Consider the following 14873-nt stretch of genomic DNA (forward strand, 5'->3'; position numbering starts at 1 on the left):
CCGCCGGGGGCCTTCTTCACTTTTGGTCTGAAACCGTCCCGGCCGGCGGCCTCAGGCGGCCGCCGCCTCGCGCTCCGTCACCTTGAACAGCAACCGGTCGGACCCGGCCGACACCTCGACCGACTGGCCATCGGCGATCTTGCCGGCAAGGATCAGTTCGGCGAGCGGGTCCTGCACCTCACGCTGGACAACCCGCTTCAGCGGCCTTGCGCCATAGGCGGGATCGTAGCCTTTCTCGGCCAGCCAGCCACGCGCGCCCTCGTCCAGCACCAGCCGGATCTTGCGATCGGCGAGCAGGCCGTCCAGCCGTTTCAGCTGAATGTCGACAATGGCCGCCATTTGCGAGCGCTGCAGCCGGTGGAACAGGATCTGGTCATCCAGCCGGTTGAGGAACTCGGGGCGGAAGGCCGAACGCACCACCGCCATCACCTGATCACGCACAGCCGAGGAATCCTCCCCGTCCGGCTGCCCCACGAGATACTCGGCACCGAGATTCGAGGTCAGCACGATCAGCGTGTTGCGGAAGTCGACCGTCCGGCCTTGCCCGTCGGTCAGGCGGCCGTCGTCGAGCACCTGCAGCAACACGTTGAAGACGTCCGAATGGGCCTTCTCGATCTCATCGAACAGGATGACCTGATAGGGCCGCCGTCGCACCGCCTCGGTCAAGGCGCCACCTTCCTCGTAGCCGACATAGCCGGGAGGCGCGCCGATCAGCCGGGCGACGGAATGCTTCTCCATGTATTCCGACATGTCGAGGCGCACCATCGCGGTCTCGTCGTCGAACAGGAATTCGGCCAGCGCCTTGGTCAGTTCGGTCTTGCCCACGCCCGTCGGCCCCAGGAACAGGAACGAGCCGATCGGCCGGTTCGGATCCTGCAATCCGGCGCGCGCACGCCGCACCGCCGTCGACACGGCATGCACCGCTTCCTGCTGTCCGATCACCCGCTGCGCCAGTTCGTCTTCCATCCGCAGAAGCTTCTCGCGCTCGCCCTCGAGCATCCTGTCGACCGGAATGCCGGTCCAGCGGGACACGATATGGGCGACATGGTCGGTGGTCACCGCCTCCTCGACCATCGCGCCGGCGACGTCTTCCTTGGCCTCCGCGTCGGCCAAAGCCTTTTCCAGGCCCGGGATCACGCCATAGGCAATCTCGCCGGCTTTCGCCAGGTCGCCCTGGCGCTGCGCCTTTTCCAGATCGATGCGGGCCAGCTCCAGCTGCTCCTTCAGCTTCTGCTCGGAGGAAAGCTTCTCCTTCTCGCCCTGCCAGCGGGCCGTCAATGCGGCGGATTCCTCTTCCAGGTCCGCAAGCTCGCCCTCCAGCCGGTCGAGCCGATCCATGGTCGCGTCGTCGGTCTCCTTCTTCAGCGCCTCGCGCTCGATCTTCAGCTGGATGATCCGCCGGTCGAGCTCGTCCAGTTCCTCCGGCTTGCTGTCCACCTGCATGCGCAGACGACTGGCCGCCTCGTCGATCAGGTCGATCGCCTTGTCGGGCAGGAACCGGTCGGTAATGTAGCGGTTGGACAGCGTCGCCGCCGCCACGACCGCCGAATCGGTGATCCGCACGCCATGATGCAGTTCGTATTTCTCCTTGATGCCGCGCAGGATCGAGACCGTGTCCTCGACCGTCGGCTCGGACACGAAGACAGGCTGGAAGCGCCGCGCCAGCGCCGCGTCCTTTTCCACATGCTTGCGGTACTCGTCCAGGGTCGTCGCGCCGACGCAATGCAGTTCGCCGCGCGCCAGCGCCGGCTTCAGCAGGTTGGATGCATCCATCGCGCCATCCGCCTTGCCGGCACCGACCAGCGTGTGCATCTCGTCGATGAACAGGATGATGCCGCCGGCCGCCGACTGCACTTCCGACAGCACCGCCTTCAGCCGCTCCTCGAACTCGCCGCGATATTTGGCGCCGGCGATCAGCGCACCGAGATCCAGCGCCAGGAGCGTCTTGTCCTTCAGGCTCTCCGGCACGTCGCCATTGACGATCCGGAGCGCCAGGCCTTCCGCGATCGCGGTCTTGCCGACGCCGGGGTCGCCGATCAGCACCGGATTGTTCTTCGTCCGCCGCGACAGCACCTGCATGGTGCGACGGATCTCGTCGTCACGACCGATCACGGGATCGAGCTTGCCATCGCGCGCCACCTGGGTCAGGTCGCGGGCATATTTCTTCAACGCGTCATACTGGTTTTCCGCCGAGGCGCTGTCGGCCGTGCGTCCCTTGCGCAGGTCGTTGATCGCCTCGTTGAGCCGTGCCGGCGTGACATCCGCCGCCGCCAGCGCCTTGCCCGCCTCGGTCTCCTTGGCCATGGCCAGCGCCAGCAGCAGACGCTCGACGGTAACGTAGGAATCGCCGGCCTTCTGGGCGATCTTCTCCGCCTGGTCGAACACTTGCGCAAGGGCGGGCGCCAGATAGAGCTGCCCGCCGCCGCCCGAGACCTTCGGCAGGCCGGCAAGAGCCTTCTCGGTCGCGGCAAGCGCGTCCTTGACCCGCCCGCCGGCGCGCTCGATCAGGCCCGCGGCCAGCCCTTCCGGGTCATCGAGCAGAACCTTGAGGATGTGCTCCGGCGCGAACTGCTGGTGCGACTGCCCGATCGCATGGGACTGCGCCGACTGAACGAAGCCGCGCGCTCTCTCCGTGTATTTCTCGAAATCCATGTTTACCTCCAGATCCGGCCGTCCCCCGAAGCGAGAAGGCCTTTTCGGACTGCGGGCCCGCTACGGCACCCGCGCGGCCGTCTTGCAGCCGCTCACAGGATATAGTGTTGCATTTCGACCACAAAAGAGGGGAAGCCCTTAGGCGGTTCGATTTTTCACAAGCCGCAGCGCCAGCCAAGCACCGCGGCTGCGGGAGAACCGGCAAAGAAAAAGGCCGCGGTGAAACCGCGGCCCTTTCATTTTCTTCTGCCAGACGATGTTCCCGCAGCGCCGCTTCCTGGCGAGCCGGCACCATCGGACACCGGCCTCACGCGTCGCTGGAGGCGGGTTCCGCTTCCGTCGGCTTGGCGCTGCGCGTGCGCGGCGCCCGGCGGGCTCTCGGCTTCTTTTCGGGTTCACCCCCGGCGAGTGCCGGAGCGGTCTCGGCGGCCGGCGCGTCATCACCGCTGACAGCCTCCGAACTCGCTGCGGCGTCGGATCCCGCGTCGTCGCCACCGCCCGAGCGGGCCCGGCGCATGCCGCGACCCCGTGCGCCGCGCACCCTGCGCCGGCTGCGGTCGTCGCCGTCACCGTTGTCGTCGGCCCCCTCGTCCTCGCCGCCATCGGACTGCGAGGCTTCGGCCGACTGTCCCGCACCTGCCGCCTTGCTGTTCAGCACCGGCATGTTCTCGACAAAAGGCTGCGGCGCATCGAGCGGCATCACCGGCTTGCCGGAAGCGGCCGGCGACGCATCCCGGTCACGGCGATCATCCCGGTCACGGCGGTCATTGCGCTCGCTGCGGTCATCGCGGTCGCGACGGTCATTGCGCTCGCTGCGCTCCGCGCGCTCGTTCCGCTCCTCCGCCTCGTCGCTCTCCTCATCGCCGTCATCGCCACGCGGCAACACCACGGGCTGGTGCATGCTCTGCTGCGCGGCCGCGATGATCCGGAGATAATGCTCTGCGTGCTGGAAATAGTTTTCCGACATCACCCGGTCGCCCGCGGCGGCTGCGTCACGCGCCAGCTGCTGGTACTTCTCGGCGACGTGATGCGCGGTTCCGCGGATCTTCACATCGGGGCCATTCGACTCATACGTCCGCGAAAGCGGATTCGGTCCCTTGCGGCCCCGGCCACGAATACGTTTGTTGTTCTGATTTCCTGGTCTCATTCTGCCGTTTTCTCTCACGAACGGCGACCGGTTGAATCCGGTCAACAGTCCGACCCCAACAGGGTCGGCTCCATGAATCGCAACGACACGAAGTCGGTGTTGCGTGATCCGAACAAGAGACCTTCGTATGGACGACCTCCGGCAAACGCCGAATGTCCCCGCAAGACTTTAAGGGTTCATCTTGAACAGGCCGTTGCCGAGTGCCCCCGACCTCAGGGTCGCCGGAGCAGTCTTGCCGACGGTGTACTCCGCCATGCGATACGAGTTGTGGCCGGAACGAAAAGCCTCGAAACTTCCGATCTGCCTACCCGTGGCTTTCTACGCCACCCCCGTCGGGCCTCGGCGAGGTGAAACTAGCCGGTTCCGCCCGCTTTTCCAAGCGTCTTTTTCACAAGCGCCGATTCTGCCGCTATTTTGCAACACATCGCGTCCGCACGACCCGATCACGCCCGCCAAGATCTTGAAATACCTCGATATCCTCGAATCCAACATCACGCGCCAGCCGACTGACCGCAGCGGCTTGAGCAGCCCCTATCTCCATGAAAAACGGAGCGAAACGGCCAAGGACGCGACGTCCCTCAGGCAGCATTGCCGCGTAGGCATCAAGCCCGTCCGGTCCGGCGAAAAGCGCCAGGGCGGGATCGTGACGTGCCACTTCGGTGCTGAGGCCGGCGGCCTCTCGGGTCGATATATAGGGCGGGTTCGAGACAAGGAAATCGCATCCCGGCGCAATCGCCGCCGCAAGATCCGCCCGCACCGCCAGGAAGCGCTCCCCGACCCCGCAGCGCAGGGCGTTGCCGCGTGCCGTCGCCAGCGCACCCGGTGCGATATCGACGGCAAGCGCGAGCGCTTGCGGCAACTCGCTGAGCAGCGCGATGGCAATGGCCCCGCTGCCCGTTCCGATATCGGCGAAGCGCAAGGCCCGCTGGCGCCCGCCCGTGCGGTCGCACCAGTCCAGCACGGCCTCGACCAGCCGTTCGGTGTCGGCGCGCGGCTCCAGCGTTTCCCGCGACAGCGCCAGCTCCAGTCCCCAGAACTCGCGCCGGCCAAGGATGCGGCCGACGGGCTCCCCGCCAAGCCGGCGCTCGATGAACCCGGTCGCGTTGGCGACGACCCCCGCCTCCATCAGCAGATCCGGCTCCAGCACCGCCCGTGAGGGGTCGAGCCCGGCCGCCCCGGTCACCAGCAGCCGGGCATCGAGCGCGGCCGTGTCGATGCCCCCGGCTGCCAGCCTGTCCCGGGCCTGGCGGACAAGCCGGCCGAGCGGAACCGCCTGGTCCCTGTCCTCCGGCCGTCCCGTCACAGGCCTTCCGCTGCAAGCAGCGTCGCCTGGTGATCCATGGCCAGCGCGTCGATCACCTCGTCCAGCGCCTCGCCCGAGATGATTTCCGGCAGCTTGTAGAGCGTCAGGCCGATCCGGTGGTCGGTGACCCGCCCTTGCGGGAAATTATAGGTGCGGATGCGCTCGGAACGGTCGCCGGAACCGACCTGCAGGCGGCGCGCCTCGGTGCGCTCGCTGGCAAGCCTTGCCCGCTCCTCGTCGAAGATGCGGGCGCGCAGGAGTTGCAGCGCCTTGGCCTTGTTCTTGTGCTGCGATCGCTCGTCCTGGACGGCGACGACGATGCCGGTCGGGATATGGGTGATGCGCACGGCGGAATCGGTGGTGTTGACGTGCTGCCCGCCGGCGCCCGAGGCGCGGAACGTGTCGATGCGCAGGTCGCCGTCATTGATGTCGACATCGACATCCTCGGCCTGCGGCAGCACTGCGACGGTCGCCGCCGATGTGTGGATACGCCCGCCCGATTCCGTTTCCGGCACCCGCTGGACGCGGTGGACGCCGGACTCGAATTTCAATCGCGCGAAGATCTGGTCTCCGGAAACGGACGCGATCACTTCCTTGAAACCGCCGACCTCACCCTCGCTCGCCGACAGGACCTCCACCTTCCAGCCCTTAAGCTGCGCGTGACGCTGGTACATGCGGAAGAGGTCGCCCGCGAACAGCGCCGCCTCGTCGCCGCCGGTGCCGGCGCGCACCTCCAGGATGGCGTTGCGGTCATCGGCGGTATCGCGCGGCAGGAAGCCGATGCGCACCTCTTGCCGCAATGCCTCGACGCTCTCCTCAAGCTCCCCCTGTTCGAGTTCGGCAAGCGCCCGCATCTCGGTATCGGCGGCAGGATCGGCCAGCATCGCCTCGACACCGGCAAGCTCCTCCTCCGCCCTGCGCAACGACATCACCCGCGCGACGAGCGGCTCCAGTTCGGCATAGTCGCGCGACAGCTTCACATAGGTGGTCGGGTCCGGGTTCTGTGTCATCCGGTGTTCGATTTCAGCGAACCGGGACAGGAGACCGTCGAGTTTTTCCGCCGAGATCATGGCGTGTGAGCATCCTTGATTGAAAGCGGGTCGGAACGAGGGCGAAAACAGGGCCCGGAAAATCCAACAGGGCCGGACCGGCGGGACAGTGTCTCGCTACAACGCCGTATCGTTGTCCTGAGCGAATCCGCGCAGGAACTCGCGCAGCTGGCCAGTGCCGCCCGGCTGGTCGAGACGCGGCAGGAAGCGGGCCGACAGGCGGGCGAGATCGAGAGAACGCACCATCGCCTTGACCGGTCCCAGCGCTGAGGCGGACATGGACAGGCTCCGGTAGCCGAGCGCGGCCAGCGCCATCGCCTCGAGAGGGCGGCCGGCGATCTCGCCGCACAACGTCACCGGTGTGCGATAGCTGTCGGCCTTGTCGACAATGTGCTTCAGCGCCCTCAGGAAGGCCGGGCTCATCGTGTCGAACCGGCCGGCAACCCGGGTGTTGCCGCGATCGACCGCGGAGAAAAACTGGAACAGGTCGTTCGAGCCGACCGAGGCGAAATCGACCGCCTGGAACAGCTCGTCGAGCTGGTAGAGCAGCGAGGGCACTTCGATCATCACGCCGAGCTGCATCCGTTCCGGCACTTGGTGCCCGTGCCGGCGCAGGTGCTTGATCTCGCGCTCCAGGACGGCCTTCGCCTGGTGGAACTCGGATACATCCGTGACCATCGGGAACATGATCTTCAGGTCGCGGCCGGCGGCGGCGTGCAGCAGGGCCCGGATCTGGGTGCGCAGGATGCCCGGCCGGTCGAGGCCGAAGCGGATGGCCCGCCAGCCCATCGCCGGGTTTTCCTCCTGGATGGCGCGCAGGTAAGGCAGCACCTTGTCGCCGCCGATATCGAGCGTGCGGAAAGTGACCGGCCGGCCTCCGGCCGCGTCCAGCACCTGCCGGTAATAGTCCTTCTGCTCGCTCATCCGCGGAAAGGCGGACGCGACCATGAACTGGAGTTCGGTGCGGAACAGGCCGACACCGCTCGCCCCGGACTCCGAGACCGCCGGAAGATCGACCAGCAGGCCGGCATTGAGCTGCAGTGAGACCTCGACACCGTCGCGGGTGATCGACGGCTTGTTGCGCAACCGGCGGTACTGGGCCTGGCGGCGGGCGCGAAACCGCACCTTTTCCGCGTAGGCATTCTCGATGTCGGAAGCCGGACGCAGGTGAATCTGGCCGCTTTCGCCATCGACGATCACTGCATCGCCGGACTCCGCCAGGCTGACGAGGTTTTCCGCAAGGCCGACCGCGGCAATGCCGAGCGCACGGGCAACGATGGTGACATGGCTGGTCGGCCCGCCCTCCTCCAGCGCGATCGCGCGGATGCGGTCGCGGCCATAGTCGAGCAGCTCCGCCGCGCCCATGTTGCGGGCGACGATCACCGCGTCCTGCGGCAGGCTTTCGGAGACCGGCCCGTGCTGGCGCCCCATCAGCTCGCGGATCAGCCGGTGCGCCAGATCGTCCAGATCGTGCAACCGCTCACGCAGGTAGGGATCGGTCTGGCGCATCATCCGCGCGCGGGTATCCGACTGGACCTTCTCCACCGCGGCTTCCGCCGTCAGGCCGTTGTTGATCGCCTCCTCGATCTTCCGGATCCAGCCGCGATCGTGGGCGAACATGCGATAGGCTTCGAGCACCTCCCGGTGCTCGCCATGCTGGGCGAAATCGCCGGAATTGAGCAGGTCGTCGAGCGAGATCCTGAGCCGGTTGATCGAACGCTCGAGCCGCTCCAGTTCGGCCGCCGCATCCTCCGCGATCAGATTGGTGACGACGACGCGCGGCTCGTGCAGCACCACGTGGCCGAGCCCGACGCCGTCCGACAGCGCCACACCCTGGAAATGCATCGGCCGCGAGAGGTCGAGCTTGGTGCCCTGCTGGACGATCGCCTCCAGCTCGCCGGCGGCGACCATCTCGGCGATGACCATCGCCGTGGTCTGCAGCGCCTCGACCTCGTCCTCGAAATAGGTCCGGTGCGACTGGTTCTGGACGACGAGCACGCCAAGCGTGCGCCCGGCCCGCAGAATCGGCACGCCGAGGAAGGAATTATAGGCTTCCTCGCCCGTTTCCGGACGATAGGCGAAGGCGGGATGGGCCTGGGCGTTGGGAAGATTGAGCGGGCGCGCATCCGCCGCGATCAGGCCGACAAGGCCCTCGCCAACCTTCAGGCTGGTCTTGTGGACCGCATCGCGATTGAGGCCCTCGGTGGCATAGAGCTCCAGCACGCCGTCGGCGCGCAGGATATAGACCGAGCACACCTCGGCCACCACATTGGCCGCGATCAGGACAACGATCTTGTCGAGCCGCTCCTGCGCGTTGATCGGCTCCGCCATGACCTCGCGGAGGCGCCGCAACAACACGCGCGGCCCGGCGAGAGTGCTCCGCATCACCCGTCAAGCCCCTTCCGCACTGCCTGCACGGGTCCAGGACGCGGCACGCCGCATCCGATACGAAGCGTTGCCGGCGGTTGCCGGACGCTCACCCGTCCAGATCGTATAGCGAATGGAGAGTCCGCACCGCAAGCTCGGTATAGGCGGAATCGATCAGAACGGAGATCTTGATCTCCGACGTGGTGATCGCGCGGATGTTGATGCCCTTGTCCGCCAGCCCCTGGAAACAGCGCGCCGCGATGCCCGCGTGGGAGCGCATGCCGATCCCGATCACCGACACCTTGACCACGTCGCGCGCGCCCTCGATCGCCTGGTAGCCGATCAGGTCCTTCTTCTCGCGCAGGACTGCGAAGGCACGATCGTAGTCGCTTTCGGGCACGGTGAAGGTGATATCGGTGGTGCGCCCGTCCGGCGATATGTTCTGGACGATCATGTCGACATTGATGTTCGCGTCCGCCAGCGAACCGAACACGGCGCTGGCGACGCCCGGCTTGTCGGCCACGTTGCGGATGGAGACCTGCGCCTCGTCCTTGGCGAAGGCAATGCCGGTGACAACTTGCTGTTCCACGATCTCGTCCTCGTCGCAGATGAGTGTACCCGGCGGCAGGCCGCCAGCGCCGACCTGCGGCGCATCCGGGTCGTCGAAACTGGAGCGCACGAAGGTGCGCACCCCGTGAACCATGGCCATCTCGACCGAGCGCACCTGCAGCACCTTGGCGCCCAGCGAGGCCATTTCCAGCATCTCCTCGAAGGCGATGCGCTCCAGCCTGCGGGCGCGCGGCACGATCCGCGGGTCGGTCGTGTAGACGCCGTCGACATCCGTGTAGATGTCGCAACGGTCGGCGCGGATCGCGGCGGCGAGCGCCACCGCGCTGGTGTCCGAGCCGCCGCGCCCGAGCGTCGCGATACGGTTGTCCGGCGCCACCCCTTGGAAGCCGGCGACCACGGCCACCTGGCCTTTTTCCAGCCGCTCGATCAGCCGGCTGCCGTCGATCTCGGTGATCCGCGCGGCGCCATGCTGGGAATCGGTCTTCAGCGCGATCTGCCAGCCCTGCCAGGAGCGCGCCTCGACGCCCATGTCCTGCAGCACGATGGCGAGCAGGCCGCTCGTCACCTGCTCGCCCGAGGAGACGATTGCGTCATACTCACGTGCGTCATGCAGCAGCGATGCCTCGCGGCACAGGCCGACCAGCTTGTTGGTCTCGCCGGCCATGGCGGAGACGACGACGGCGACCTGATGGCCGGCATCGACTTCCCGTTTCACATGCCGCGCCACGTTGCGGATGCGTTCGAGATTGGCGACGGACGTGCCGCCGAACTTGAGAACCAGACGGGCCATGGGATGCGTAGAATGTCTCGAAACGGTGTTGGGGCGAACGGCCCGCGAGGGCCGTCCGGATCGGCGCACATCCATACAGACTGCGACGGACGACCGCAACCGCCGCGCTTGACAAAGCCGCCCGGACCGCCGACCAAACCGTCAGCCAACAGGGGGACGCAGCCATGAGCGCGGCAGACGATTTCGGGCACGCTTCGAAAGGGACGGTCGACGACGCCGAGGTGGCGCGCTTTTCGGCGATGGCCGCCGAGTGGTGGGATCCGGCCGGCAAGTTCCGGCCGCTGCACAAGTTCAACCCCGTACGCCTCGCCTATATCAAGGAGCAGGTCTCGGCCCGTTTCGACCGTGACGCCAAGGCCCCCGACGCTTTCGCCGGCCTGCGCATCCTCGACATCGGCTGCGGCGGCGGCCTGCTGTGCGAGCCCATGGCGCGCCTAGGCGCGGCGGTGACCGGTGCCGATGCGTCGGCGACCAATATCGAGGTGGCCCGGATCCATGCCGAAACCTCGGGCCTTGCGGTCGACTACCGGGCGACCACGGCGGAGGCTCTGGCGGAGGCCGGCGAGCGTTTCGATGTCGTGCTCAACATGGAAGTGGTCGAGCATGTTGCCGACGTGCCGCTTTATCTGGAGGCCTGCGCGCGGCTGGTCAAACCCGGCGGGCTGATGTTCATGGCCACCATCAACCGCACGCTGAAGGCCTATGCGCTGGCCATCGTCGGTGCGGAATACGTGCTGCGCTGGCTGCCGGTCGGCACCCACAATTTCGACAAGCTGGTGCGTCCGGACGAGCTGGAAGGCCCGCTTTCCGCCGCCGGGCTGGAAGTGATCGACCGCAGCGGCGTCAGCTACAACCCGCTCGCCGACAGCTGGCGGCGCTCGTCCGACATGGACGTCAACTACATGATGCTGTTTTCGCGCCCGGCCCGATGAAAGGCAACAGCTCCATGGATCCGCTCGTTCTCGTCCCGGGCCTGCTTTGCACCGAGGCCCTCTACACGCCGCAGATCGCGGCCCTTGCGGCCGACGGCATCTCGGTCGCCGTCGCCGACCACCGAAGCGACGATACCGTTGCGGCCATCGCTACGCGCCTGCTTGCCGAGGCCCCCGCGCGTTTCGCCCTGGCAGGCCTGTCGATGGGTGGTTATGTCGCGATGGAGGTGATGCGCCGCGCTCCCGAGCGCGTCTCGCGGCTGATGCTGCTCGACACCACCGCACGCGCCGACCTGCCGGAGCAGACCGAGAACCGTCGCCGCCAGATAAGCCTCGCCGAGGCCGGAAAGTTCGACCAGGTGGCCCCTGCCCTCTACCCGCTGTTTGTCCATGAAAACCGACTGGAGGACGCGGCATTGCGCAACATCGTCCTGCAGATGGCCGAGGCAACCGGCGCGCAAGCCTTCATCCGCCAGCAGCAGGCGATCCTGGCACGGCCGGATTCACGACCCGACCTGCCGTCCTTTTCCTGTCCCACGACGGTCGTCGTCGGTGCCGGCGACCGGTTGACGCCGCCCGACAGGGCCCGGGAAATGAACGAACTGATCCCCGGGGCCCGGCTCGAGACCGTCGTCGGCGCCGGCCACCTGCCGACGCTGGAAGCCCCGGATGCGGTGACCAAGCTGATGCGCGACTGGCTGGCGCCCTAGCCGGCCGCCGCCGCTTCCAGGGCGGCGATGTCCAGCTTCACCATGGTGAGCATGGCTTCGGCGACGCGCTTGGCCACCGCCGGATCCGGATCGCCCATCAGTTCCGTGAGGCGATGCGGCGTGATCTGCCAATAGAGACCCCAACGATCGCGCAGCCAGCCGCATTGCTGGATCTCGCCGCCATCCGAGAGCCCGTCCCACAGGCGGTCGACCTCCTCCTGATCCTCGCATTCCATCATCACCGAGAACGTGTGATTGAAGCTCCAGGGTGCCTCGGTCTCAATGGCGCGATAGCGCTGGTCGCCGAGCCGGAAGGCGGCGATCTTGACGCTGCCGGCCGGTCCCGAGGGAGACTCCGCCGGCAGCGCCGACGTCCACTCGACAGCTGATCCGGGGATCAATCGGACATAGGTTTCAAGCGCTTCGGCCATGTCGGCCCGAAACCACAGATGCTGGATAACGGTTGCCATCGGATCCTCCCTGTCCTGCCGTCCGGAGCATGCCTGCCCGCGAACGAATGCGGGCGGCACGCTCCAGCTTGTTTACGCGTCGAGCAACGGTGCGAAGCCGCCGAAGATCATCCGCTTGCCGTCGAAGGGCATGGCGTCGCCCATGTCCTTCATCCGCGGATCGGTCATCATCTTCTGCACGGCGGCATCCCGCACTTCCTTGGACGGGTACTCGATCCAGGAGAAAACCACGACCTCATCCTCGGTCGCCTTCACGGCACCGCGGAAGTCGGTGACCTTGCCGTCCGGCACATCGTCGCCCCAGCATTCGACCACCCTTGTCGCACCGAACTCGCGGAACAGGGGGGCAACCTTGGCAGCGAGCTCCAGATAACCTTCCTTGTTGGCCGCCGGCACCGCGACCACAAAACCATCGACATAACCCATTGCAACCATGTCCGTATCTCCCGGCATTTTCAGTCGTTGAGTGGAAATCTCGTTCTACCGTCCGCCGTCTACATCCGGGCAAGCGCCGCCTGGTCCATCCAGACCAGTTCGAAGATGTGACCGTCCGGGTCTTCGTAGCTGCGGCCGTACATGAACCCGTGATCCTGGAGCGGACACGGATCGACCTGCCCACCGGCCGCCTCGGCCCGGCCGACCATCTCGTCGACCTCCGCGCGGCTCTCCGCCGAGAAACAGAACAACCCCTGCACCCGGCTCTTGGCGTCGATGATCTCCTTGGAGGTGAAATCGGCGAACCGCGACCGGTCCAGCAGCATGACGACGACCGTGTCCGAATAGACCATCGCCGCGGTCCGATCGTCGCAGAAACGGGCATCGGCGGTCGCACCCATCGTCTCGTGGAAGCGTCTCGCCCTGGCGACATCCTCAACCGGCAGGTTCAGGAAAAACATCTTCGGCATACTTCGTCTCCGTACTCGCTCCGCGCCGAAAAAAGGTGTGAAACACGTGTTTCACACGCCTTGCGCGTATTGACTTTTAGGTTGATATCAACATAATTATGCCATGTCAAAGAATGTTCCGTTCGATACGACGATCCATGTGCGCGACACCTGCCTGTGCCTGCATGCCCAGCGTGCTGCGCGGGCGCTGGCGCGCCGGTTCGACGAGGCACTGCGCCCGGTCGGCCTCACCAACGGACAGTTTTCCCTGCTGATGTCGCTGAACCGACCGCATCCGCCGTCGGTCGCGCCGGTGGCTCGTCTTCTGGCGATGGATCGCACGACGCTGACGGCCGCCCTGAAGCCGCTCGAACGGCGCGGGCTCGTCATCACGGAGCCGGATCCGAAGGACCGGCGCAGCCGGCTCCTGCGACTGTCGGAAAAGGGGCACGAGATCCTGCTCGCCGCCCTGCCCATCTGGCGGGCGACACATGCCGCTGTCGATGCCGAGATGCAGGAGGACCTGCCGGAGATCCGTCAGGGCGATCTGCAGGCCATGCTGGTCGCGCTGGGCGGGACGGGGATGGAACGCGTCAATTCCGGTCCTCGGGCAGGACCGGAAGCGGCATGACGGCAACGCCCTCATCGAGAAGCTCGCGGACCTCTTCCCTGGAGGCCGCGCCATAGATGCCGCGCGCTTCCTTCTCGCCATAATGGATCTTGCGCGCTTCCTCGGGAAAGGCTTCCCCGACATCGACCGCGTTTGCCGTCACCTGCGCCCGCAATGCACGCAGCCTGGCAATCAGCTCCGCCTGTCCGGGCACTGTCGCCGTGGCGACAGGTTCCGTTCGGGCCTGGGGCTGCGATCCGGTGACGACGGGCCCGGCAGGACCGGAGCCCGCGACGCCCGCTTCCGCCGCCGCCGCGACCTGGTGTCCGGTCCGCGCCTCGCGGGCCCGCGAGGTCGCCACGGCCGGCGTCATCAGCTTCTTTTCGACATGGAGCGTCCCACAAGCCGGACACGCGACAAGGCCGGCGTCCCGTTGGCGCTCGAAATCCTCGAAACCGCGAAACCAGGCCTCGAATTCGTGCCCGTTGTCGCAGCCAAGCGCGTAGCGGATCACTCGGCTGCCTCCGTTTCGCGGCCCGCCTGCCGGACTGTGAAACCGCGCTGGTTGGCAATCGCCGGAATGCGGCGGCGCGCCTCGGCCGCCTGGGACAGGTCGAGCCTGGCCAGGGCAAATCCCGGTTCGGCGTGGTCGATCTCGGTCAGCACCTCGCCCCAGGGCGCGACGATCAGGCTGTGGCCATAGGTCTCTCGGCCGTCCTCGTGGCGTCCCCCCTGCGCGGCGGAGATCACGAAGGCCCCGTTCTCGATCGCTCGTGCCCGCTGCAGCACGTGCCAGTGCGCCTCGCCCGTCTGCCGGGTAAAGGCGGCCGGCGCCGTCAGGATCTCCGCGCCCGCGCCCGCCTGGGCGCGAAACAGCGCGGGAAAGCGGATGTCATAGCAGATGCCCATGCCCAGCCGCGCCTGCGGCAGCCCGACGACCACCGCCGCCTCGCCAGGGCCGTAGGTAGCGGATTCGCGCCAGCTCTCGCCATTGGGCAGATCGACGTCGAACATGTGGATCTTGTCGTAGCGCGCCGTCAGGCTGCCGTCGGGCGCGAACAGGAAGCCGCGATTCGCAGCTTTCGCCTCGCCCGTGCGGATCGCCATCGACCCGACGTGAAGGAAGATGCCCAGTTCCTTGGCAAGCTCCGAAAAGGCGGCGACGCCTGCATCTTCGCCCTCGGGCGCGATCTTGGCGAAAAGGTCCGACCGGCTCTTCTCCAGCAGATTGGTCATTTCCGGCGTCTGCACATAGGTGGCGCCGGCAGAGGCCGCTTCCCGGATCAGGGCCGCGGCCGCTGCGATATTGGCGCCCGGGTCGCGCCCGCTGCGCATCTGGATGACCGCCGCGACAAGTTCGCTCATGTCCCTCGTCCCTGCTTGTACCGA

General features: G+C 66.8%; 14 protein-coding genes. 3 read left to right on the plus strand and 11 right to left on the minus strand.

Features of this window, described 5'->3' with window-relative positions; genetic code table 11:
* Window positions 1-51: 51 nt before the first annotated feature.
* From clpB to RBB46_RS20680, 6 genes are all read right to left on the minus strand, one after another.
* Complete coding sequence (gene clpB / locus RBB46_RS20655; protein ID WP_306030937.1) at window positions 52-2652, minus strand: ATP-dependent chaperone ClpB; 2601 nt, start codon at window positions 2650-2652, stop codon at window positions 52-54.
* 307 nt (window positions 2653-2959) lie between these two features.
* Window positions 2960-3799 carry a DUF4167 domain-containing protein gene (locus RBB46_RS20660; RefSeq protein ID WP_306030981.1) on the minus strand — a complete coding sequence of 280 codons (840 nt, stop codon included), beginning with the start codon at window positions 3797-3799 and terminating at the stop codon, window positions 2960-2962.
* Between the two features lie 409 nt (window positions 3800-4208).
* Window positions 4209-5102 carry a peptide chain release factor N(5)-glutamine methyltransferase gene (prmC, locus tag RBB46_RS20665; RefSeq protein ID WP_306030938.1) on the minus strand — a complete coding sequence of 298 codons (894 nt, stop codon included), beginning with the start codon at window positions 5100-5102 and terminating at the stop codon, window positions 4209-4211.
* On the minus strand, window positions 5099-6172 hold the full coding sequence (prfA, locus tag RBB46_RS20670) for a peptide chain release factor 1 (protein WP_306030939.1): 1074 nt from the start codon (window positions 6170-6172) through the stop codon (window positions 5099-5101). Before prfA ends, prmC begins: the two co-directional genes overlap by 4 nt.
* A gap of 96 nt (window positions 6173-6268) precedes the next feature.
* Window positions 6269-8536, minus strand: coding sequence for a phosphoenolpyruvate--protein phosphotransferase (gene ptsP / locus RBB46_RS20675; protein WP_306030940.1), 2268 nt, complete (start codon window positions 8534-8536; stop codon window positions 6269-6271).
* A gap of 91 nt (window positions 8537-8627) precedes the next feature.
* Window positions 8628-9878 (minus strand): aspartate kinase, encoded by a 1251-nt coding sequence (locus RBB46_RS20680; protein ID WP_306030941.1) that lies wholly within the window; start codon window positions 9876-9878, stop codon window positions 8628-8630.
* Window positions 9879-10042: 164 nt separating this feature from the next.
* Here RBB46_RS20680 and ubiG point away from each other — a divergent pair, with 164 nt between their 5' ends.
* Window positions 10043-10810 (plus strand): bifunctional 2-polyprenyl-6-hydroxyphenol methylase/3-demethylubiquinol 3-O-methyltransferase UbiG, encoded by a 768-nt coding sequence (gene ubiG / locus RBB46_RS20685; RefSeq protein ID WP_306030942.1) that lies wholly within the window; start codon window positions 10043-10045, stop codon window positions 10808-10810.
* A gap of 14 nt (window positions 10811-10824) precedes the next feature.
* Window positions 10825-11520 (plus strand): alpha/beta fold hydrolase, encoded by a 696-nt coding sequence (locus RBB46_RS20690; RefSeq protein ID WP_306030943.1) that lies wholly within the window; start codon window positions 10825-10827, stop codon window positions 11518-11520.
* On the opposite strand, the gene RBB46_RS20695 is transcribed toward RBB46_RS20690, so the two are convergent.
* The 3 genes from RBB46_RS20695 to RBB46_RS20705 all read right to left on the minus strand — a co-directional run bounded on the left by RBB46_RS20695 (window position 11517) and on the right by RBB46_RS20705 (window position 12895).
* Window positions 11517-11990: a VOC family protein gene (locus RBB46_RS20695; RefSeq protein WP_306030944.1), complete on the minus strand. Its 474-nt coding sequence runs from the start codon at window positions 11988-11990 to the stop codon at window positions 11517-11519. The genes RBB46_RS20690 and RBB46_RS20695 overlap by 4 nt on opposite strands.
* A gap of 72 nt (window positions 11991-12062) precedes the next feature.
* Window positions 12063-12416, minus strand: coding sequence for a DUF1428 domain-containing protein (locus RBB46_RS20700; protein ID WP_306030982.1), 354 nt, complete (start codon window positions 12414-12416; stop codon window positions 12063-12065).
* Between the two features lie 68 nt (window positions 12417-12484).
* Complete coding sequence (locus RBB46_RS20705) at window positions 12485-12895, minus strand: VOC family protein (RefSeq protein WP_306030945.1); 411 nt, start codon at window positions 12893-12895, stop codon at window positions 12485-12487.
* 103 nt (window positions 12896-12998) lie between these two features.
* On the opposite strand from RBB46_RS20705, the gene RBB46_RS20710 reads away from it, so the two are divergent.
* A complete protein-coding gene (locus RBB46_RS20710) occupies window positions 12999-13505 on the plus strand; it encodes a MarR family winged helix-turn-helix transcriptional regulator (RefSeq protein WP_306030946.1) in 507 nt (168 codons plus the stop codon).
* Here the strand turns inward: RBB46_RS20710 and RBB46_RS20715 are convergent.
* Window positions 13468-13998, minus strand: a complete 531-nt coding sequence (locus RBB46_RS20715) for a DUF1178 family protein (RefSeq protein WP_306030947.1) — start codon at window positions 13996-13998, stop codon at window positions 13468-13470. The two genes, RBB46_RS20710 and RBB46_RS20715, sit on opposite strands and share 38 nt — an antisense overlap.
* The gene (locus RBB46_RS20720; RefSeq protein WP_306030948.1) at window positions 13995-14849 is read right to left on the minus strand and encodes a carbon-nitrogen hydrolase family protein; all 855 of its coding nucleotides are present in this window, start codon (window positions 14847-14849) and stop codon (window positions 13995-13997) included. The genes RBB46_RS20715 and RBB46_RS20720 overlap by 4 nt, the downstream gene beginning before the upstream one ends.
* Window positions 14850-14873 lie beyond the last annotated feature (24 nt).

The organism is Stappia sp. MMSF_3263 (genome assembly GCF_030733745.1).
In the GTDB taxonomy this organism is placed as follows: domain Bacteria; phylum Pseudomonadota; class Alphaproteobacteria; order Rhizobiales; family Stappiaceae; genus Stappia.

Coding starts and splice junctions, on each gene's coding strand:
- RBB46_RS20705 (WP_306030945.1), bottom strand. CDS start 12,895: ATGCCGAAGATGTTTTTCCTGAACCTGCCGGTTGAGGATGTCGCCAGG.
- RBB46_RS20710 (WP_306030946.1), top strand. CDS start 12,999: ATGTCAAAGAATGTTCCGTTCGATACGACGATCCATGTGCGCGACACC.
- RBB46_RS20720 (WP_306030948.1), bottom strand. CDS start 14,849: ATGAGCGAACTTGTCGCGGCGGTCATCCAGATGCGCAGCGGGCGCGAC.
- RBB46_RS20680 (WP_306030941.1), bottom strand. CDS start 9,878: ATGGCCCGTCTGGTTCTCAAGTTCGGCGGCACGTCCGTCGCCAATCTC.
- prfA (WP_306030939.1), bottom strand. CDS start 6,172: ATGATCTCGGCGGAAAAACTCGACGGTCTCCTGTCCCGGTTCGCTGAA.
- RBB46_RS20700 (WP_306030982.1), bottom strand. CDS start 12,416: ATGGGTTATGTCGATGGTTTTGTGGTCGCGGTGCCGGCGGCCAACAAG.
- RBB46_RS20690 (WP_306030943.1), top strand. CDS start 10,825: ATGGATCCGCTCGTTCTCGTCCCGGGCCTGCTTTGCACCGAGGCCCTC.
- RBB46_RS20695 (WP_306030944.1), bottom strand. CDS start 11,990: ATGGCAACCGTTATCCAGCATCTGTGGTTTCGGGCCGACATGGCCGAA.
- ptsP (WP_306030940.1), bottom strand. CDS start 8,536: ATGCGGAGCACTCTCGCCGGGCCGCGCGTGTTGTTGCGGCGCCTCCGC.
- ubiG (WP_306030942.1), top strand. CDS start 10,043: ATGAGCGCGGCAGACGATTTCGGGCACGCTTCGAAAGGGACGGTCGAC.
- RBB46_RS20660 (WP_306030981.1), bottom strand. CDS start 3,799: ATGAGACCAGGAAATCAGAACAACAAACGTATTCGTGGCCGGGGCCGC.
- clpB (WP_306030937.1), bottom strand. CDS start 2,652: ATGGATTTCGAGAAATACACGGAGAGAGCGCGCGGCTTCGTTCAGTCG.